Below are 18640 nucleotides of genomic sequence, written 5' to 3'. Positions count from 1 at the left end.
TGATCATGTCTGTCGTTCTCCGCTGGCAGGGCGTCAAGTCAATGATGGCAGATTGCTGGGGTTTTTAGAGGCTCCTTTGACGTGATCGTCCGGTGCGTCGCTCTGAAAGCCGGCCAGTTCGTTGCCGCTTAAGGTAATGCGGCGCATCTGCGGAGTGATCGATTCGCAGCGCAGCACCTGCACGGAGCGCAGGCGCGGGTCGCGGCGGATTTGGGTGTTGGTGTGGGTGGCCATGTTGTGTGGTTCCTGGAGATGCCGCGCAGATGCGCGAATTGGGGGAGAAGCGAGGGATTAACTGGCAAAAATAATGACGGGATGATCTCACCAGACAACCGACCAAGAGCGGCGTTGTTGGTCATCCCTTCTCCCCTCGGGAGCAGGACCTGGCGCACGGTGGCGCCCCCAGCCATCGGTTTCAAGCTGGGCCAGCGCCGGATAGATCGCGCCCGCGCTGGGCGTATACCGCCCTTTGAACAGCGCAGCGATCTGCCGCATCAGCGCATCGCCATGACGCGGCTGTTGCTCGATCAGGGCAAGCAATACCAGGCGCAGATCGCCGTGCCCGAGCGGCCGCGAGCGCCCGGCGCCACCGGGCTCGCGTTCGGGATCGCAGTCCGGATCGGGGTCTGCAAATAGGCCACCAGGCGGAAGATGCGCTTTCATTAGAGCGACGCAGGGCGAAACGATAGATCGACGCTGCGGCGCCCGCAGGCGTTGACGCATGCAAGATCGCTGCGGCCGTGCGCTTGCACCGCCATGACAGCTCGCCCCCCGTTGACCAGTCAGCGCGATGCCGAGCCCTACAAAGCCATGCTGCGCCGCGACTAGACAATGCATGTCTCAATAATTACGATGTAATTACTCCGAAATTACGGGACTGGCCCGATAAGGCAGCCGCATGAGCCGACAGTGGGACACCCAGGCCGAGAGCCGGCGCCAGCGCCTGCAGCGCGCCGCGGCACTGGCGCCACAGGGGCGCGTTGTGGTGGCCAGCGATGTCGTGGCGCTGCTGGAAGCGGTGATCGAGCCCGGCGATCGCGTCTGTCTGGAAGGCAACAACCAGAAGCAGGCTGACTTCCTGGCGCGCTGCCTCACCGACGTGGACCCGGCACGCGTGCACGACCTGCACATGGTGCAATCGGTGTTGTCGCTGCCCGCGCATCTGGATGTGTTCGAACGCGGCATCGCCAAGCGCCTGGATTTTTCCTTCTCCGGCCCGCAGGCCGCACGCCTGGCCGGGCTGGTCAGTGAAGGGCGCATCGAGATCGGCGCCATCCACACCTATCTGGAATTGTTCGGCCGCTACTTCATCGACCTGACCCCGCGCATCGCGCTGGTCACCGCGCAGGCCGCCGACCGTCACGGCAATCTCTACACCGGCCCCAACACCGAAGACACCCCGGTGATCGTAGAGGCCACTGCGTTCAAGAGCGGCATCGTGATTGCGCAGGTCAACGAGATCGTCGATACGCTGCCGCGCGTGGATATCCCGGCCGATTGGGTGGAATTTGTCACGCAGGCGCCCAAGCCCAACCATATCGAACCGCTGTTCACCCGCGACCCGGCGCAGATCTCCGAGATCCAGGTGCTGATGGCGATGATGGCGATCAAGGGCATCTACGCCGAATACGGTGCCAACCGGCTCAATCACGGCATCGGTTTCGACACCGCCGCGATCGAATTGTGGTTGCCCACCTACGCCGCATCACTCGGGCTGAAGGGCAAGATCTGCCGGCATTGGGCGCTCAATCCGCATCCTGCGTTGATACCGGCAATCGAATCGGGCTTCGTGCACTCGGTGCATGCGTTCGGCTCGGAACTGGGCATGGAGCAATACATCGCCGCGCGCCCGGACATCTTTTTTACCGGTGCCGACGGCAGCATGCGCTCCAATCGCGCGCTGTCGCAGACCGCCGGTTTGTACGCCTGCGACATGTTTATCGGCTCCACCTTGCAGATCGATCTGCAGGGCAATAGTTCCACCGCCACGCGCGAGCGCATCGCCGGGTTCGGCGGCGCGCCCAATATGGGCTCGGATGCGCGCGGTCGTCGGCATGCCAGCGACGCCTGGCTCAAGGCCGGGCGCGAAGCGGCGCGTCCAGGCGAGATGCCACGTGGACGCAAGTTGGTGGTGCAGATGGTGGAAACCTTCCGCGAGCATATGGCACCGGCCTTCGTCGACAAATTGGATGCCTGGGAACTGGCCGAGCGCGCCAACATGCCCTTGCCGCCAGTGATGATCTACGGCGACGACGTCAGTCATGTGCTGACCGAAGAAGGCATCGCCAACCTGCTGTTATGCCGCACGCCGGAAGAACGCGAGCAGGCGATTCGCGGCGTGTCCGGCTACACCGCAGTCGGCTTGGGCCGCGACAAGCGCGCGGTCGAAAACCTGCGCGATCGCGGCGTCGTCAAGCGGCCGGAAGAGCTGGGGATTGGCCCGCGCGACGCCACGCGCGACCTGCTCGCCGCGCGCACGGTCAAGGATCTGGTGCGCTGGTCCGGTGGGTTGTACGACCCACCGAAACGTTTTCGCAATTGGTAGGGGCACAGCATGGGAACCCTGCGGTATCGCTTCGACGGTCAGCACGGCGCACGCGCCGGACTGGAACATGCGCTGGTCGGCGTGGTCGCCTCCGGCAATCTGGAAGTGCTGGTCGAGCGCGTGCCGCTCGACGGCGCGATGGAGATCGAGATCCTCACCGCCGCATGCGGTTTCGGCACGATCTGGCAAGCGGTGCTGGACGATTTTGCCGCGCGCCATCCACTGCGCGATGTGCGCATCAGCATCAACGATGTCGGCGCCACGCCGGCGGTGGTGCGTTTGCGATTGGAGCAGGCGATGGATGTGCTGCAGGGAGCCGACGCATGAGCCGCCATCCAGCACACACCAGTCATCCCGTAGGAGCGCGCCCGAGCGCGACGCGCTGTCTCGGTAACGCCCCAATCGCGCCCAGGTGGGCTCCTGCACAAGCCAAGGGAACCCGCACATGAGCACCACCGTCCCCATGACCGAGCGCAGCTATTACGAAGCCGATGCACGCGAACGGATTGATGGCTTATTGGATCCCGGCAGCTTCCACGAGTTCGTCGGTCCACGCCGTCGTTTGATCAGCCCGCACCTGGCCCAGCTCGACACGCCCGGCGCTTTCGATGACGGCATCGTGGTCGGCGAAGGCACGCTGCGCGGTCGCAACGTGTTGATCGCCGCCCAGCAAGGCGCCTTTATGGGCGGTGGCGTCGGCGAGGTGCACGGCGCCAAGCTCACCGGCCTGCTTGAACGCGCCGTAGCCACGCAGCCGAACGCGGTGTTGCTGTTGCTCGACACCGGCGGCGTGCGCCTGCACGAAGCCAATGCCGGCTTGATCGCCATCTCTGAAATCATGCGCGCAACCTTGACCACACGCGCTGCCGGTGTGCCGGTGCTGGCCTTGATCGGCAGCGGCAACGGTGCCTTCGGCGGTATGGGCATCGTGGCACGCTGCTGCAGCGCGGTGATCATGTCCGAAGAAGGTCGCCTGTCGTTGTCCGGCCCGGACGTGATCGAAACCGTGCGCGGCGTGGAAGAGTTCGATGCCCGCGACCGTGCCCTGGTCTGGCGCGTCACCGGCGGCAAGCACCGCTATCTGCTTGGCGAAGCGCAGAGGTTGGTGGCCGACCGCATCGCTGCGTTTGCCGGTGCCGCCGCACAGGCGCTCGACACCCTTGCCGAGCCAGAAGGCGATGCCGCATTGCAGGCGCTTGAACTGGCGCATCAGCAATTATCCAAGCGCATCGACGCGTACGGCGATTGCCGCGATGGTCTGGAGATCTGGCAGCGCCAAGGAATCGTCGATGCGCAGCGCTTGCCATTGCTGGAGACGGAGGCCTTCATTGCCGCCACCGCCGACCGGAGCCTTCCATGAAACTGAGCCAACTGCTCGATCAACTGTTTCCGCTCGGTCACGCCATCGCACGCAACGACGATGTACTCACCGGCAGTGCGACGACCGCTGCCGGCGAGGTCACTGTGATCGGTACTGCCAACAAGCTGGAAGTCGGCGTGGACCACGCATTGGCGCTGGCTGCGACAGTCTTGGCGAGTACGCGTGCACATCCGCAACGCCCCATCGTGATGTTGGCCGACACCGCCGGGCAACGGCTCGCACGTCGCGACGAAGTGCTTGGCATCAACGGCTATTTCGCGCATCTGGAACGCGCGTTGGATCTTGCACGTACGCGCGGTGCACGCCTGGTCACGCTGGTGTATGGCGAATCGGTCAGCGGCGGATTTCTGTCGTTCGGCTTGATGGCCGATCATATCCATGCGCTGTCAGATGCGCAGATCCGGGTGATGGATCTGCGTGCGATGGCGCGCGTGACCAGGCAATCGGTAGACACCTTGCAGGCGCTGAGCAAGAGCTCGCCGGTGTTCGCGCCGGGCGTGGAAAACTACGTGCGCATGGGCGCGGTGGAATCGCTGTGGGACGGCGATCTGGCACTGGCGCTGCTCGATGCCTTGGCCACGTCCAGCGAAGGCGACCAACGTCGTGCACGCGGCGCACAGCGTGGCGGCCGTCCGCTGGCGCACGATGTTGCCGCCGCCGTGGCAGCAGGCGAGTCCTGAGCATGCCCGGCCGCCACGTACTGGTGTGGTTGCACCCCGACGCGCGCTGGCAAGCGTTGACGCCGGGTGCGCAACTGCGGCTGCAGCACTGGTTTGCGTCGGGTTTGCCGGCAGTAGTCGCGCGCGGGGACGGTAGCCAAGCACCTGGCACAGTGCGGCTCGGCGTGCCGCTGCCGCCGAGCGAAGGCAAACAACGTCTTGCGCTGACGGCTGGTGTGGTCGATATCGCGCGCAGCACCGCACCGCTGCCGTTGGACGCAGTGATTGCACACGCGCCCACCGATACGCAGCCAGCGTTGCAGGCTCTACTGATGCAAACGCTGGCCAATGCGTTGCAGCCACGGATATTCGGCAGCTTTGCATGGCAGGCACTCACCGGGCTTGTGTATGTGCACGCGCACTCGGATCTGGATCTGTTGTGGTCCGTCGACACGCCCGAACAAGCGCATGCGGTGGTGACGCTGCTGCAACGCTGGGAACAGCACAATGGCCTGCGCGCGGATGGCGAATTATTGCTAGCCGACGGCGACACCGCAGTGAACTGGCGCGAATACGCCGGTAGCGCGCAGCAGGTCTTGGTGAAGTCCAATCACGGCTGCCGGCTATTGCCGCGTGCTGCGCTGTTTCCGGTATGCAGCGCGGCATGAGTGCGCTGGCGAACCGTGTTGCTGATACCAAGGACGCATATGGGCGCGGCGATGTCGCCGATCGGCAGGCCATCGCGCCGTCATCAGATGTTGCAGTGTGCCTGGTATCAGTCAATAGAGCATCGACGGCAGCCCGATCAGCACCGCACGATGCAGCATCAAGCCTTGCACTGCGGTTGATGTCTGCAAGCAGCGAATCGGCCGTGGCGCACTGCGCGCGGTATGACGCACGTACGCACGGTGATGTTGGAAAGCGTGCATCGCGACACGATGTGTTGCGTCTCGACAGCGGCACGGCAAGTGCGCTGGCGCACCGACTCGGGCGCTTTGCAGTGGGCGCCTTGCACGCAGAGCTGGCCTGCGCACCAAAGCCCGGCTTGGTCACACCGTTCGATACCGGCAGCCACACCGATATGGACGCTTCCACCTTCCTGCGCAGTCTGTTTGCGTTACGCGGCTACTTTGTCGCCATTGCGCAAGCCGGCATCGACAACGCGCCGTTCGCACGCCTGCGCCAGCTCGGTATCGATGCTGAAGCGACGATGCTGCGCGCCACCGGCGGTATCAACACCCATCGCGGTGCGATTTTCAGCCTCGGCTTGCTCACTGCGCAGGCGGCGCGCTTGCGTGTCGCGCATGGGCGCGGCTCCACTGGCGAAGCGGTCTGCAACGCGGTGCAGGTGTGGCGCGCGGCATTACAGGCCGCGCCGTTGAACCCGCACAGCAACAGCCAGCGTGTACGTGCACAGTACCGCATCAGCGGTGTGCGCGAGCAGGCCGCAGCGGGCTATCCATTGCTGCGCGAGATCGCGCTGCCGTGCTTACGCACGGCATTGAACAGCGGCGCCACGCGCGAGGCGGCAGTGGCGCAGACGCTGATGCAGTTGGTCAGCGAGGTGGACGATCTCAATCTATTGCATCGTGGCGGGTATGAGGGCCTGGTCTACGCAAAAGCGCAGGCGCGCATATTTCTCGCCGATGGCGGCATCGCGCAGCCGCAATGGCGCGATCAGCTGAACTCCATCGGCAAGCAATTCGTTGCACGTCGTCTGAGCCCAGGGGGCAGCGCCGATCTGCTGGCCTGCGCCTGGTTTCTGCACCTGCAGGAAAGTGCATGACGCTCGCCGTGCTCTGCCCAGGCCAGGGTGGTCAGCACGCCGCGATGTTCGCGCGCGTTGTCGATGCGCCTGCTGCGGCCGGCGTGCTCGCTGCCGCGAGCAAGCTGCTTGGCAACTCCGTGCAAACGCTTGCCGCAGACCCAAGCCGTTACACCAATGCCATTGCACAACCGCTGGTGTGCGCCGGCACGTTGGCGCAATGGCAGGTGCTGCAGACGCAACTGCCCACGCCGTTGCTGGTACTGGGCTACAGCGTTGGCGAGCTCGCTGCGCATGCCGTCGCCGGCAGCATGGACAGCGCCACCTGCCTGCAACTGGCCGCCACCCGCGCACGCCTGATGGACGCGGCCAGCCCGGACAATGCCGGGTTGATGGCGGTGGTCGGCCTGCCACTGCGCGCACTCGAAACGCTATGCCAGACCCATGGCGCGGCACTTGCCATCGTCAACGGCGGCGATCATACCGTGCTCGGCGGTCCACACGCTGCGTTGAAAGCACTCGGCGACGCTGCACAGACGCAAGGCGCGCGTATCACGCTGCTGCCGGTGAGCGTACCGGCGCATACGCCATGGTTACGCGCGGCTGCCGGTGCATTCGCTATCGAATTGAGCAACGCGGCCGTGCATGCGCCCAGGCTGCGCGTGCTCGCCGGCATCGATGCACGTGCCGTCACCACGCAGGCATTGGCGGTCGACACGCTGGCCGCACAGATCGCACAGACCGTGCGCTGGCATGACGTGCTGGTGCAGGCCGCAGAACGCGGCGCACGCGTGTTTCTCGAACTGGGGCCAGGCAGCGCATTGGCGCGCATGGCGCGTGCGGTATTGCCGGGCTGCGAAGAGCGGTCGGTGGACGAATTCCACGGCACCCAAGGTGTTGTCGCGTGGGTCAACGCTGCGTGCGAGCGCGCGGCATGACGATCGAGCAGGTGGTGCACACGGCGTGACCCTTGGATGGCGGGTGGCCATCCGTGCTGTACGCGTATCAGGTGTCTGGGAGGGCGCATGACCCAGCAAATTGCAACGATTCTTGGCTTGGTGATACTGTTCATCGTCGCCACCGCATTGCCCATCAACATGGGGGCGGTGGCCTTCGCGCTGGCCTTCATCATCGGCGGCGTCTGGGTGGGGCTGGACGGCAAGCAGATACTGGCCGGCTTTCCGGGCGACCTGTTCCTCACCCTGGTCGGCATCACCTATCTGTTCGCCATTGCGCAAAAGAACGGCACCATCGATCTGCTGGTGCATTGGGCGGTGCGCGCGGTGCGTGGGCGCATTGTGGCGATCCCGTGGGTGATGTTCGTCATTACCGGGTTGCTGACTGCATTCGGTGCGCTCGGGCCGGCGGCGGTGGCCATCATCGGCCCGGTGGCGCTGCGTTTTGCCAAGCAGTACCGCATCAATCCGTTGATGATGGGCCTGCTGGTGATTCATGGCGCGCAGGGCGGCGGGTTTTCGCCGATCAGCGTGTATGGCGGCATCACCAACAAGGTGGTCGAAAAGGCCGGGCTGCAGGTCACCGAGATGGCGGTGTTTCTGACCAGTCTTGGCTTCAATCTGATGATGGCGATCATCTGCTTCTGCGTATTCGGCGGACTCAAATTGATGCGTCGGCAAGAGGTCTCGTTGGCCGATGCGCAGTACGTGCCGGTGGCCGACGATCAGGCCTCCAAGCGCCCGTTTGCGATCGAAGGACATGGCGCGTTGGTTGCGGCTGGTGGCGGCACCTTGTCGACCAATCCGCTCGCGCTGGAGGCTGTCGCCATCACCGGCGATCGCGTGATTACGCTGGCAGGTCTGCTCGGTTTGGGCATCGCCGCCTTGGTCTACAACCTTAATGTCGGTCTGGTGTCGATCACTGTCGCCGTCGTCCTCGCAGTGCTCTGGCCAAACGCGCAGAAAGGTGCGGTGGATGGCATCAGCTGGTCCACGGTGTTGTTGATCAGCGGTGTGGTCACCTACGTGGCAGTGCTGGAAAAAGCCGGCGCGGTGGACTATATCGGAACCGGCGTGTCGCACATCGGCATGCCGTTGCTGGGCGCGCTGCTGGTCTGTTATGTCGGCGGCATCGTGTCAGCGTTCGCCTCCTCGGCGGCGGTGCTCGGCGCCACCATTCCGCTCGCGGTGCCGTTCCTGATGCAGGGCCAGTTAGGCGCGGCCGGGGTGATCTGCGCACTCGCCGTCTCCTCCACCATCGTCGATGTCAGCCCGTTTTCCACCAACGGCGCATTGGTGGTGGCCTCGGCCGCCAAAGAGGAGCGCGACGCGCTGTTCCGCCGTTTCCTGGTCTACAGCGGGCTGGTGGTGTTGTTGGGGCCACTGACGGCGTGGCTGCTGTTGGTGGTGCCGGGCTGGCTGTGAGCTGGCCCGCTTTCGGCAGGGTCGGGGGGCGCCCCAGTAGAATGGACGCCCACGCTCCACTGCCGACGATCTGCCTGCCATGACCCTCGCCCCTGATTCGCGCACCGCCAAAAAGCGCGTACCGCTGTACGAGGAAGTGGCCGAGCGCCTGCGCCAGAAGATCTACGACTACGCATTGCCGCCAGGCGAGTGGATCGACGAGCCGGCGCTTGCCCAAGAACTCGGCATCAGCCGCACCCCCTTGCGCGAAAGCCTCAAACTGCTCGCCGCCGAAGGTCTGGTGCAACTGGACGCCGGTCGCGGTAGCCGGGTCACGCGGCTGACGCTGGAAGACCTCAACCAGCTGTTCCCAGTGATGGCCATGCTCGAAGGCCGCTGCGCGCACGATGCGGTCAAGCGCATCGATGCGGCCGGCGTGCAGCGCCTGGAAGAACTCCACGCGGCGATGGAAGCCGCAGCCACAGCCGGCGATCTGGCCGAGTATTACCGCAACAATTATCGGATCCACGAAACCGTGCAGCAGTACGCCGGCAATCCGTGGTTGATCCGGGTCACCCACGATCTGCACCGCATCCTCAAGATGCATCGCGGCCGTCAGCTGTTGACGCCGGGGCACATGGCGCAGTCGTTGGCCGAGCAGCGCGCATTGATGGAGTGCGTGCGGCGCGGCGATGCGGAAGGGGCGGAGCGCACGATGCATGGGCATCTAGTGAGTCAGGGGCAGGCGTTGGCGGCGTATGTGGCGGCGGGCGGGGCGTTGAATGTGCCGGCGCCGTTGCCGCGCGTGGGTGGGGTGTAGGTGTCCAATGGGCGAGCTGCCTGATCCTTCTCCCGCCGGGAGAAGGTGCCCGAAGGGCGGATGAGGGTACGTTTGCACGTAGCCGTGAGAAGGTCTTGCTCTTGACTCTTGCCAATCCCGAATCCCGGCCATTGAAAAACTGGGCTACTGCACCTCCAAGGCAAGCAAGTCGTCCACCCGTTCGATCAACTGCGTCTCAGCCAACCCGGCAAACACGTCCGGGTGCGCATACCCCCACGCAACTGCAGCAAACGGCAATTCCAATACTTGCGCAGCTTCCCAGTCGGCAACCTGGTCGCCCACATACACCGCCTGCGTTGCGCTATAGCCGGTAGCACGCAGCACACGACCCAAGGCGCGCTGCTTGCCCAGCAACTGCGCGCCACCTTCGATCACCGTGAACTTTGCACTCAACTCCGCACCCAATGCGCGGCGCACATTCTCCATCGAGTTGGACGACACCACCGCCAGGCGTGTGCCGCTGGCATGCAGCGTCTCCAATACTTCGACAATCCCGGCAAACAGCGCCATCGGCGGTGCGGCGCGCATCAGCCGGATAAAGTCGGCGGCCACTAGCGGCACGCGCCAGGCACGCAGCCCGGAGGCTTTCAACAGCTCCCGCGTACTCAGCCGGCGAGCATCCTCCACTTCGTGCGCTTGTGCCGCACGGAAACCGTGCCGCGCGGCCAGCACGCGCTGCGTGCTCAAAAAGAAACCGAACGAGTCGGCCAGGGTGCCGTCGAAATCGAAGATGATCAGTGCAGGCATTGCAACGCAAGTATCAGGGCGTCACAGCCTACCCAATGCCGCTGACGTGCCATACGCAAACACGTCCCTGCATGTGCGCGCAGGCGATGAAACTTAGAGCGGCTAACAAAACTACTGCGCGGTCGCCAGGCGGGCGCGGTCGGTGCTCGGAATCGCCATGTACCGCTCGTACACTGCGGTTCTGAGCGCGCCGCCCGCCCTCACCTGACGACCGCTCGCTACGTTGTGTTAGCCGCTCTCAGGCTTTGGCGAAGTGCGGCAGGATCGGGTTGTCGCCGTCGGCGTGCTGTTCGATGACCTTGCGCTGCATCGCGGCCAGGTACGCATCCAGTTCTTCGGTGGACGCGAACACATCGCTCAGCGGCACCGCCTTGACCATGTCGAACACCTTGCGGATCTGCGGCTGCGGATTGGTCACCAGTACCTTGCCCTGGCGCGTTGCCAGGGTCTTGCGCGCCTTGAAGATAACGCGGATGCCGGCGCTGGAAATGTATTCCAGTGCGGTCAGGTCCAGCACCAGGGTGGCGATGGTGGTGCCCAGCAGAGGCGACAGCGCCGCTTCCAGATCCTGATAGGTATGCGTGTCCAGGCGCCCGGTGAGGATGACGCGTTGACGGGTGTCTTGCGCCGGGTCGATGTGGATGGCGAGCGTGGTCATGACAGGGTCTCGGGGGACAGGGGCATATGGGTGGAGCAGGGTGACGCGCACGATGTTGTATGCGCCATCGCGGCGGTAGACGATGTGATCGGCGAATTGATTGACCAGAAACAGGCCCAGGCCGCCAATCGCGCGCGTATCCAGATCGGCGTCCAGATCGGGGGCGGGCACGGCGCAAGGATCGAAGGCGTCGCCAGGGTCGCGCAACTCCAGCACCAGGGCCTGCGCGTCCACCTGCAACTGCACACGCAGCGGTTGTTCGTCGCATTGACCGTGCAGCAGCGCGTTGCAGCCAAGCTCTTCCACGATCAGCCGCACCTGGCCGATGCGCTCGGGAGGCAGGCCTTCACGCAGCAGCGAGTCTTCCAGCGCGTCGCTGACATAGGCCAGGTCGTCCAGCGACGGAGCGATGGCCAGCTCGAGCATCATGATGTGGTTGCCTCCCCGGCGGCCTTCCGCTCAGCATGCTCCTGGCGCAGCCGGATCGCCAGCAGCGTGATGTCGTCGTAAGCATCGGCCTGGCCGGTGAAGCCGGCGATATCGGCAATCACCGCGTTGCACTGCGCTGCCGCACTGCGGCGCGGGTGCAGCGCCGCCAGCAGCCGCTCCGGCCCGTAGCTGGCGCCGTGTTCATCCATCGCCTCGGTCACGCCATCCGTATAACCCAGCAGGGTCTGCCCGGCGCTCATGCGGCCCTGCAGCACCGGGTAGGCCAGCTGCGGCTCGATCCCCAGCGGCGCACCGGTGTCCAGCGGCAACGGCCGCACCGTGCCGTCCAGATCGATCAACAGCGGTGGCTCGTGCCCGGCGCTGGCCAGCCAGTACTCGCCGCTCACCACATTGATCACCCCGCACAGCACAGTGGCGAACATGCACGGCTCGTTGTTCTCGGCCAGCCGCGTGGAGGCGGCGATCAGAATGGCGTCCGGGCGCGTGTGCCGGCGCGCGGCGATTTCCAGCACGCTCACCGCGCGCGCCATGAACAAGGCGGCCGGCACGCCCTTGTCGGACACATCGCCAACCACAAACCACAACGGCCCCGGCTCGGTCTCGATGAAGTGGTAGAAATCGCCGCCCACCGCCTTGGCCGGTTCCAGCCATGCGCAGGTTTCCAGATGCGAGGTGGCGCGATCGAAGGTACGCCCGGACGGCAGCATGGCCTGCTGAATCTCGCGCGCAATCTGCAGCTCGCTGTGCATGCGCTCGCGCGCAGCGGTCATCTCGCCGATCTGCGCGATGTGGTCGCGGATCGCATCGCGTGCGCTGTCGAACGCACGCGCCATCACGCCCACTTCGTCATCGCGTTCGATATGCCGCAGCGGGTATTCGAATTCGCCGCGTCGGAAGTGGTCGGCGGTATCGGTCAATTCCTCGATCGGCCGCGTCAAGCTGCGCGTGATCCGCCCCATCAGCCACCACCACACCGCCGCACCCAGCAGCGCTGCCAGCGCCACCCACACCGCCAGCCAGTTCAGGCCGGCCAGCACGTAGTGTTCCGATGCGGACAGCACGAAGGTCCAGCCACTGCGTCCCACTGCCGCGCTGTCGGTCAGAAAGCGCTCGCCATCGGGGGCGGTGTGCGAAAACGAGATCGGCTGGCCCGTCGCCACTGCGCGCTGCAGCGGCGCAAGATCCGGGCGCGCACGCGCCACGTAGGCATCGAGCGTGTCATGCAGATTGAGCGCAGGATCGGGGCTGAACACCAGCATGCCTTCCGGCGACAAGAGCATCGGCTGCAGACCGATGTCGCGCGGTAACTGGTCGATGATCTCGCGCAGATGTTGCAGCGGCAGATCCACGCTCACCATGCCCACCGGCGCCGCATCCACCGCATCGCCCGGCCGACGCAGCGGCAGGTTGTAACTGGTGTACAGCTCGCCGCCTTTGCTGTTGACGTACGGCTCCGACCACCATGCACGCCCTTCGCGTTGGGTGCGCAAATACCACGGCATCGCACGGTAGTCGTAGCCCAGTTCCTGTACCGATTTTTCCAGCGTGCGCGTGCCGTTGCGCTGCACGTACCAGACAAAAACCGGTATCGCGGGCTTTTTGCGTACGCGGTTCGATGATCAGACGCGCCGCGCCGATATTCGGGTCGCCACTGAGCGTGGCCAGCAACAAGGCCCTCAGATTGAACGGCTGCAGCCCCACCGCACCGCTGCTGGCCGCCAGCGTGCGGCCGCTCACCTGCACCGAATCCAGCATTGCCGCCAGGCTGCGCGCGGTCTGCTCGGTCAACCCATCTACTTCGGTGCGCGCCGCCTCCACCAACTCGGCGCGCGCACCCAGATAAAACACCGTGCCCAATACGGCCAGCAACACCACCAGCACCGCCGTGGCGGCCAGCAACACCCGCATGCGCAGGCTGCGCCGCCAGTGCACGCGCCGGGTGATAGCTATGCTGTCGGCTGGCGATATGAGATCAGTGGCGATGACGTGCCATCCCTAGCGGCGGATGAACCCGATCATGGCAGTTTTCCAGCCGCCGGCAACCGCCTTACGGTGACCTCATCCTCAGCTGGCGTAAATTGACCAAAACGGGTCAAGCGAACGTCCCTGATCGCCATGGAGGCCGGCCTTGCGCCTGATTCTCACACCGAGCCTGCTGGCCCTTTTGCTGACGGCCCGTAGCGCCCCGGAGATCAGCATGACCCACACCCAATCCCCGCAACCCAGGCCGCCGCAGCAGCCGACGTGGAGGCCGGTGGCCGCGGCCTTGCCACGTTGAACCCCAGCCCGCGCCGTGCGTTCGAAGTCACGCGCACCTTGAAAGATGCGCATGATGCCTTCGGCATGGTGCACGGTGCCGCGCAGTACGACGTCGCCAACGAAGCCGGATGCGGCAAGATCCAGCCCGAAACCGGCATCGCCGGGCGCATCACCAGCCAGGAAGACTTCGCGCTGAAGAAGGTGTCCTACACCGAGTACCGCGGCACCGTTTATCTGGATCTGATGCAGGACTGAAGACGATCTATCGCCGCGAAGGCAGTGGCGAGATCGTGGTTGCGCATCGGGGCACCGAAGGCGCGGCCAAGGACATTCTCACCGACGCGGCGATGGTCGCCTCGCGGACAAATCCGCAGGCAGCCGATGCGCTGGCGCTGGCCAAAAACGCATTGGGCTACGCAAAGGAACTCGGCAAGGCAAGAGGGGCGCACCCCCGATGTCACCGTCACCGGCCCCTCCCTCGGCGGTGCGCTCGCACAGCTCTGCGCGCACCCCGACGGCTTCAAGGGCGAAACCTTCAACTCGTGCGGTGCAGCCAGCCTGAGCTACCGTATTCCGGAAGGCGGCAACAGCGTGGTCAACCACGGCATCGCGTCCGGTCCGGTGAGCGCGGCATCGCCGCATTTCGGCCAGGTGCGCAGCTACGTCAAGCCGGATGAGATCACCACGTTGAGTGGCGTCGGCTACAGCGACAGCAAGGCCAACTTCCTGATCCCGCTGCGCTGATGTCCTGCTGCACCCGCACCACGATGCTCTGGCGAAAATTGTGCCATTGCGCTATCTCACCGCTTTTTGCGCCTCGAGATATGCCGCAATCACGCCGCACCTATAGCGAGCGCGACCGCGTTGCATCGCCGTGTTTGAATCGCCACCGTTTTGCAGCGTGTGTGGCCGTCGCAAGCATCACCCGCATCACCACACAACACGCATCGGGATTCAGGGGGTCAGGCAAGGCGCCGCGTGGCGCGACATCCATCGATCAAGGGAAAGGGTGTCATGAGCGGTTTTTGTACGCGTGACAGCCGCTTGCTGCTGGTGCTGCTGCTGGGTTTTATCAGCGCCGACCCAGGCGCGCAAGGCATCGCCAAGGGCGCCGATGTCAGCTGGCGCAATCAGCAGGCGGCGCATAATCCGCCGCAGGTGTTTCGCGATGCATCGGGCAACCCCACCGACTTCATCAAACTGTTCAAGCACGTTGGCGGTAACGCCATCGGTCTGCGCGTATGGGTCAATCGGTCTGTCGCACTACCCGCCGGTCGGTAGCTGGCAGGATTACAACAACCGTCCGGACACCAACATGCGCGACATGATCTCCCGCTACGGCAGCGACGTGGTGGTAGCCGAGGTCGGCATGCCCTGGCAGCAGGCCGCCGCCACCCGGGCCATGCTCACCAAACCTGCTCACCCGCAGCAACGCCATCGGCTCGCGCGTGCTTGGCATCTTTTGCTGTGAACCCAACGCCTCCCCAGGCTGGCAGGGCTGCATCATGGGCGCGGTCAACAACAACGGCCAGCTGACCGAAGCGCTGCAGGCGTTCTGATTGGGGGTGTTGGTCCGCTCACTCGTCCGCTGCCCCGCACCCTACTGGCGCGCGGATAAAGCCCCTCTGCCGCCGGGAGCGGGGTTGAGGTGAGAGTACGGGGCCAAGCCCGGGTGGTGTTCCGATTGCACAAGGCTTCGCTCGCACCCTCATCCGCCCCTGCGGGCACCTTCTCCCACAGGGAGAAGGCAACGCGCATCCGCCGTCCTCCTGGCTTCCTCATCCTGTGGTCGTACGCCAGCCGCGCTCGCCAAGTGGCGTCAGCTCCCCATCAATGCAGCCAGTCGATTCAATTGCCGCCCCACCTCGCAGCGTGTGCGCCCCCGGCTCGCGTTAACTAAGCGCTCCGCACCACCTCAAACCCTCACCAAACCCACCGCAACAACACCCCCACGCATAACACCATCCCATTCCATACGCACCCGTAGCGAGAAATGCCAACAGGTGCGTGCGGTACACTTTGCGGTTCACGAATTCACGATGTCGACACACCCGCGGGGTGTGTCCCCCCGGGAGCGCTAATGAACTGGTTGAACGAAGTGCTGCACAACGATCCGAACCCGCTTGAGACCCAGGAGTGGCTCGAATCGATCAAGGCCGTCATCGATGTACAAGGCCCTGAGCGCGCCCATCAGCTGCTGGAAGGCATGGTCGAACAGACCCGCCGCGCCGGCGCTTACCTGCCGTTCTCGCCCACCACCGAGTACGTCAACACCATCGCACCGGCCAACGAGGCCAAGAACCCCGGCGACTCCGCGCTGGAGTGGAAGATCCGCTCGATCATCCGCTGGAATGCCATGGCCACTGTCGTGCGGGCCAACCGCAAGCCGGGCGACCTGGGTGGCCACATCGCCTCGTTCGCCTCCAGCGCCACGCTGTACGACGTGGGCTTCAACCACTTCTGGCGTGCGCCCTCGGACACCCACCCGGGCGATTTACTGTTCGTCCAGGGCCACAGCGCCCCAGGCATCTACGCCCGCGCCTTCCTCGAAGGCCGCATCAGCCAGGCCCAACTGGAAAACTTCCGCATGGAAGTGGACGGCCAGGGCATCTCGTCCTACCCGCACCCGTGGCTGATGCCCGAGTTCTGGCAGACCCCCACCGTCTCGATGGGCCTGGGCCCGCTGGCCGCCATCTACCAGGCGCAGTTCATGCGCTACCTGGAAAACCGCGGCCTGATCGACAAGTCCGACCGCAAGGTGTGGTGCTTCATCGGCGACGGCGAGAGCGACGAGCCAGAAACCCTCGGCGCCATCGCCCTGGCCGGCCGCGAAGGGCTGGACAACCTCATCTTCGTGGTCAACTGCAACCTGCAGCGCCTGGACGGCCCGGTGCGCGGCAACGGCAAGATCATCCAGGAACTGGAAGGCGTGTTCCGTGGCGGCGGCTGGAACGTCATCAAGCTGCTCTGGGGTGGCTACTGGGACGCCCTGCTGGCCAAGGACACCAACGGTGTACTGACCAAGCTGATGATGGAAACCGTCGACGGCGAATACCAGAACTGCAAGGCCTTCGGCGGCGCCTACACGCGCGCCAACTTCTTCGGCAAGTATCCGGAGACCGCGGCCATGGTCGCTGGCCTGTCCGACGACGACATCTGGCGCCTCAACCGTGGCGGCCACGACCCGCACAAGGTGTACGCCGCCTACCACCAGGCCGTGAACACCACCGGCATGCCCACCGTGATCCTGGCCAAGACGGTCAAAGGCTACGGCATGGGCTCGGCCGGTGAGGCGCTCAACCCCACTCACCAGACCAAGAAGCTGGACGACGCGGCGGTCAAGCACTTCCGCGACCGCTTCAACATCCCGGTCACCGACGCGCAGCTGGAAGACGGCCAGGTGCCGTTCTACCACCCCGGCGAAGATTCCCCGGAAGTGCAGTACCTCAAGGAACGCCGCAACGTGCTGGGCGGCTTCCTGCCGGCGCGCCGTCCCAAGGCCAGCAAGTCGTTCGTGGCGCCCACGCTCGACAAGTTCGAGCGCCTGCTCAAGGACAGCGGCGAGCGCAGCTACTCCACCACCATGTCGTTCGTGCAGAGCCTCAACATCGCCCTGCGCGACAAGGAGCTGGGCCCGCGCATCGTGCCGATCGTGGCCGATGAGGCGCGCACCTTCGGCATGGAAGGCATGTTCCGCCAGATCGGCATCTATGCCCCGTTCGGCCAGAAGTACAAGCCGGTCGATGCCGACCAGCTGATGTACTACCGCGAGGACCAGACCGGCCAGGTGCTGCAGCAGGGCATCAGCGAGCCGGGCGCCATCGCCTCGTGGATGGCCGCCGGCACCAGCTACTCGGTGTCCGACGTGCCGATGCTGCCGTTCTACATCTACTACTCCATGTTCGGCTTCCAGCGCGTGGGCGACATCGCCTGGCAGGCAGCGGACATGCGCACGCGTGGCTTCCTGCTCGGCGGCACCGCCGGCCGCACCACGCTCAACGGCGAGGGCCTGCAGCACGAAGACGGCTTCAGCCAGGTCATTGCCGGCTCCATCCCCAACGTGCGTAGCTATGACCCGACCTTCGGCTTCGAAGTCACCGTCATCATGCAGCACGGCATGAAGGCGATGATGGAAGACCAGATCGACGAGTACTACTACATCACCCTGATGAACGAGAACTACGCCCACCCCGGCATGCCGGACGGCGCAGCCGAGGGCATCATCAAGGGCATGTACCTGCTCAAGGACGCCGGCAAGCCCAGGAAGGGCGAACTGCGCGTGCAGCTGCTGGGCAGCGGCACCATCCTGCGCGAGGCCATTGCCGCGGCCGAGCTGCTGGACAAGGACTTCGGCGTCACCGCCGACATCTGGTCCTGCCCCAGCTTCAACGAAGTACGCCGCGACGGCTTCGCCGCCGAGCGCTGGAACCGCCTGCACCCGGAGGCCGAACAGCGCAAGCCCTACGTCACCCAGCTGCTGGAAGGCCGCCAGGGCCCGGCGATCGCCGCCACCGACTACGTGCGCGCCTTCGCCGACCAGATCCGCGCCTTCGTCCCGATGACCTACACCGTGCTCGGCACGGATGGGTTCGGTCGCTCGGACACGCGTGCGAATCTGCGCCGGTTCTTCGAGGTGGATCGTTACTACATCGCGCATGCGGCGATTGCCGCGCTGGCGAAGGATGGCAAGATGACCGGCAAGGATGTTGCCCGGGCGATCAAGCAGTACAAGATTGATCCTGAGAAGGCGAATCCGGTTGGGGTTTGATTTATTGTTACATCTGTGGACAAGGGGCGGCCGCAAGGCCGCCTTTTACTTTGCTAGGATGAATGTGCCTACTTGGCAAGCAGGCACCACGGAGTATGCAAGCAGTTGCGAGCATTCCTAGATAAAAATTAAGGGCACCTCGAACAACCAAGTCGTAGCCGTGGTGACACGCACTGGATGATGACCATACCTTCAAAAAATCAGCGA

12 protein-coding genes, 1 other RNA gene and 7 pseudogenes are annotated in these 18640 nt (G+C 64.8%); 14 read left to right on the top strand and 6 right to left on the bottom strand.

Features of this window, described 5'->3' with window-relative positions:
* Nucleotides 1-36: 36 nt before the first annotated feature.
* Nucleotides 37-234: pseudogene (locus XpopCFBP1817_RS13290) on the bottom strand (siderophore-interacting protein); the annotation flags it as partial.
* A 111-nt stretch (nucleotides 235-345) separates the two neighbouring features.
* Nucleotides 346-663: pseudogene (locus XpopCFBP1817_RS24020) on the bottom strand (PadR family transcriptional regulator); the annotation flags it as partial.
* Between the two features lie 235 nt (nucleotides 664-898).
* Between XpopCFBP1817_RS24020 and mdcA the strand changes: the two are divergent.
* From mdcA to XpopCFBP1817_RS13240, 9 genes are all read left to right on the top strand, one after another.
* Nucleotides 899-2545 carry a malonate decarboxylase subunit alpha gene (gene mdcA / locus XpopCFBP1817_RS13280; RefSeq protein ID WP_128417486.1) on the top strand — a complete coding sequence of 549 codons (1647 nt, stop codon included), beginning with the start codon at nucleotides 899-901 and terminating at the stop codon, nucleotides 2543-2545.
* 9 nt (nucleotides 2546-2554) lie between these two features.
* Entirely contained in the window at nucleotides 2555-2872 is a 318-nt protein-coding gene (gene mdcC, locus XpopCFBP1817_RS13275) for a malonate decarboxylase acyl carrier protein (protein WP_128417485.1), read from the top strand.
* Between the two features lie 118 nt (nucleotides 2873-2990).
* Nucleotides 2991-3905 (top strand): biotin-independent malonate decarboxylase subunit beta, encoded by a 915-nt coding sequence (locus tag XpopCFBP1817_RS13270; RefSeq protein ID WP_128417484.1) that lies wholly within the window; start codon nucleotides 2991-2993, stop codon nucleotides 3903-3905.
* Nucleotides 3902-4606, top strand: a complete 705-nt coding sequence (gene mdcE, locus XpopCFBP1817_RS13265) for a biotin-independent malonate decarboxylase subunit gamma (RefSeq protein ID WP_128417483.1) — start codon at nucleotides 3902-3904, stop codon at nucleotides 4604-4606. Before XpopCFBP1817_RS13270 ends, mdcE begins: the two co-directional genes overlap by 4 nt.
* Before the next feature lie 2 nt (nucleotides 4607-4608).
* The gene (mdcG, locus tag XpopCFBP1817_RS13260; RefSeq protein WP_128417482.1) at nucleotides 4609-5253 is read left to right on the top strand and encodes a malonate decarboxylase holo-[acyl-carrier-protein] synthase; all 645 of its coding nucleotides are present in this window, start codon (nucleotides 4609-4611) and stop codon (nucleotides 5251-5253) included.
* Between the two features lie 272 nt (nucleotides 5254-5525).
* Nucleotides 5526-6371: a triphosphoribosyl-dephospho-CoA synthase MdcB gene (mdcB, locus tag XpopCFBP1817_RS13255; RefSeq protein ID WP_244171171.1), complete on the top strand. Its 846-nt coding sequence runs from the start codon at nucleotides 5526-5528 to the stop codon at nucleotides 6369-6371.
* Nucleotides 6368-7288, top strand: coding sequence for a malonate decarboxylase subunit epsilon (gene mdcH / locus XpopCFBP1817_RS13250; protein WP_128417480.1), 921 nt, complete (start codon nucleotides 6368-6370; stop codon nucleotides 7286-7288). Before mdcB ends, mdcH begins: the two co-directional genes overlap by 4 nt.
* Before the next feature lie 87 nt (nucleotides 7289-7375).
* A complete protein-coding gene (locus XpopCFBP1817_RS13245) occupies nucleotides 7376-8731 on the top strand; it encodes an SLC13 family permease (protein ID WP_128417479.1) in 1356 nt (451 codons plus the stop codon).
* A gap of 79 nt (nucleotides 8732-8810) precedes the next feature.
* The gene (locus XpopCFBP1817_RS13240) at nucleotides 8811-9530 is read left to right on the top strand and encodes a GntR family transcriptional regulator (protein WP_128417478.1); all 720 of its coding nucleotides are present in this window, start codon (nucleotides 8811-8813) and stop codon (nucleotides 9528-9530) included.
* 144 nt (nucleotides 9531-9674) lie between these two features.
* Here XpopCFBP1817_RS13240 and XpopCFBP1817_RS13235 read toward each other — a convergent pair whose 3' ends face one another.
* Complete coding sequence (locus XpopCFBP1817_RS13235) at nucleotides 9675-10298, bottom strand: HAD hydrolase-like protein (RefSeq protein ID WP_128417477.1); 624 nt, start codon at nucleotides 10296-10298, stop codon at nucleotides 9675-9677.
* Nucleotides 10299-10455: 157 nt separating this feature from the next.
* Here XpopCFBP1817_RS13235 and XpopCFBP1817_RS13230 point away from each other — a divergent pair.
* Nucleotides 10456-10532: non-coding RNA, sX9 sRNA (locus tag XpopCFBP1817_RS13230), on the top strand.
* 4 nt (nucleotides 10533-10536) lie between these two features.
* Here XpopCFBP1817_RS13230 and XpopCFBP1817_RS13225 read toward each other — a convergent pair.
* From XpopCFBP1817_RS13225 to XpopCFBP1817_RS13215, 3 genes and pseudogenes are all read right to left on the bottom strand, one after another.
* Entirely contained in the window at nucleotides 10537-10956 is a 420-nt protein-coding gene (locus XpopCFBP1817_RS13225) for an STAS domain-containing protein (protein ID WP_128417487.1), read from the bottom strand.
* A gap of 12 nt (nucleotides 10957-10968) precedes the next feature.
* Nucleotides 10969-11385 (bottom strand): annotated as a pseudogene (locus tag XpopCFBP1817_RS13220) (ATP-binding protein); the annotation flags it as partial.
* Nucleotides 11382-13314, bottom strand: a pseudogene (locus XpopCFBP1817_RS13215) (SpoIIE family protein phosphatase). The pseudogenes XpopCFBP1817_RS13215 and XpopCFBP1817_RS13220, both read right to left, overlap by 4 nt.
* A gap of 289 nt (nucleotides 13315-13603) precedes the next feature.
* Between XpopCFBP1817_RS13215 and XpopCFBP1817_RS13210 the strand changes: the two are divergent.
* From XpopCFBP1817_RS13210 to aceE, 4 genes and pseudogenes are all read left to right on the top strand, one after another.
* Nucleotides 13604-13917: pseudogene (locus XpopCFBP1817_RS13210) on the top strand (hypothetical protein); the annotation flags it as partial.
* A gap of 5 nt (nucleotides 13918-13922) precedes the next feature.
* Nucleotides 13923-14400: pseudogene (locus tag XpopCFBP1817_RS13205) on the top strand (Tle-like phospholipase domain-containing protein); the annotation flags it as partial.
* Nucleotides 14401-14679: 279 nt separating this feature from the next.
* A pseudogene (locus XpopCFBP1817_RS13200) lies at nucleotides 14680-15224 on the top strand (glycosyl hydrolase 53 family protein).
* A gap of 521 nt (nucleotides 15225-15745) precedes the next feature.
* Nucleotides 15746-18433, top strand: a complete 2688-nt coding sequence (aceE, locus tag XpopCFBP1817_RS13195; protein ID WP_128417476.1) for a pyruvate dehydrogenase (acetyl-transferring), homodimeric type — start codon at nucleotides 15746-15748, stop codon at nucleotides 18431-18433.
* Nucleotides 18434-18640 lie beyond the last annotated feature (207 nt).

The sequence above is a fragment of the Xanthomonas populi genome (genome assembly GCF_002940065.1).
In the GTDB taxonomy this organism is placed as follows: Bacteria; Pseudomonadota; Gammaproteobacteria; order Xanthomonadales; family Xanthomonadaceae; genus Xanthomonas; species Xanthomonas populi.
The sequence above is the reverse complement of the archived record's forward strand: the minus strand, read 5'-3'. Positions and strand labels throughout refer to the sequence as shown.

What these genes read in the sequence shown, in the direction of transcription:
- XpopCFBP1817_RS13270 (WP_128417484.1), top strand. Translation starts at nt 2,991, where the DNA reads ATGAGCACCACCGTCCCCATGACCGAGCGCAGCTATTACGAAGCCGAT.
- mdcE (WP_128417483.1), top strand. Translation starts at nt 3,902, where the DNA reads ATGAAACTGAGCCAACTGCTCGATCAACTGTTTCCGCTCGGTCACGCC.
- aceE (WP_128417476.1), top strand. Translation starts at nt 15,746, where the DNA reads ATGAACTGGTTGAACGAAGTGCTGCACAACGATCCGAACCCGCTTGAG.
- XpopCFBP1817_RS13225 (WP_128417487.1), bottom strand. Translation starts at nt 10,956, where the DNA reads ATGACCACGCTCGCCATCCACATCGACCCGGCGCAAGACACCCGTCAA.
- mdcA (WP_128417486.1), top strand. Translation starts at nt 899, where the DNA reads ATGAGCCGACAGTGGGACACCCAGGCCGAGAGCCGGCGCCAGCGCCTG.
- XpopCFBP1817_RS13235 (WP_128417477.1), bottom strand. Translation starts at nt 10,298, where the DNA reads ATGCCTGCACTGATCATCTTCGATTTCGACGGCACCCTGGCCGACTCG.
- XpopCFBP1817_RS13245 (WP_128417479.1), top strand. Translation starts at nt 7,376, where the DNA reads ATGACCCAGCAAATTGCAACGATTCTTGGCTTGGTGATACTGTTCATC.
- mdcH (WP_128417480.1), top strand. Translation starts at nt 6,368, where the DNA reads ATGACGCTCGCCGTGCTCTGCCCAGGCCAGGGTGGTCAGCACGCCGCG.
- mdcG (WP_128417482.1), top strand. Translation starts at nt 4,609, where the DNA reads ATGCCCGGCCGCCACGTACTGGTGTGGTTGCACCCCGACGCGCGCTGG.
- XpopCFBP1817_RS13240 (WP_128417478.1), top strand. Translation starts at nt 8,811, where the DNA reads ATGACCCTCGCCCCTGATTCGCGCACCGCCAAAAAGCGCGTACCGCTG.
- mdcC (WP_128417485.1), top strand. Translation starts at nt 2,555, where the DNA reads ATGGGAACCCTGCGGTATCGCTTCGACGGTCAGCACGGCGCACGCGCC.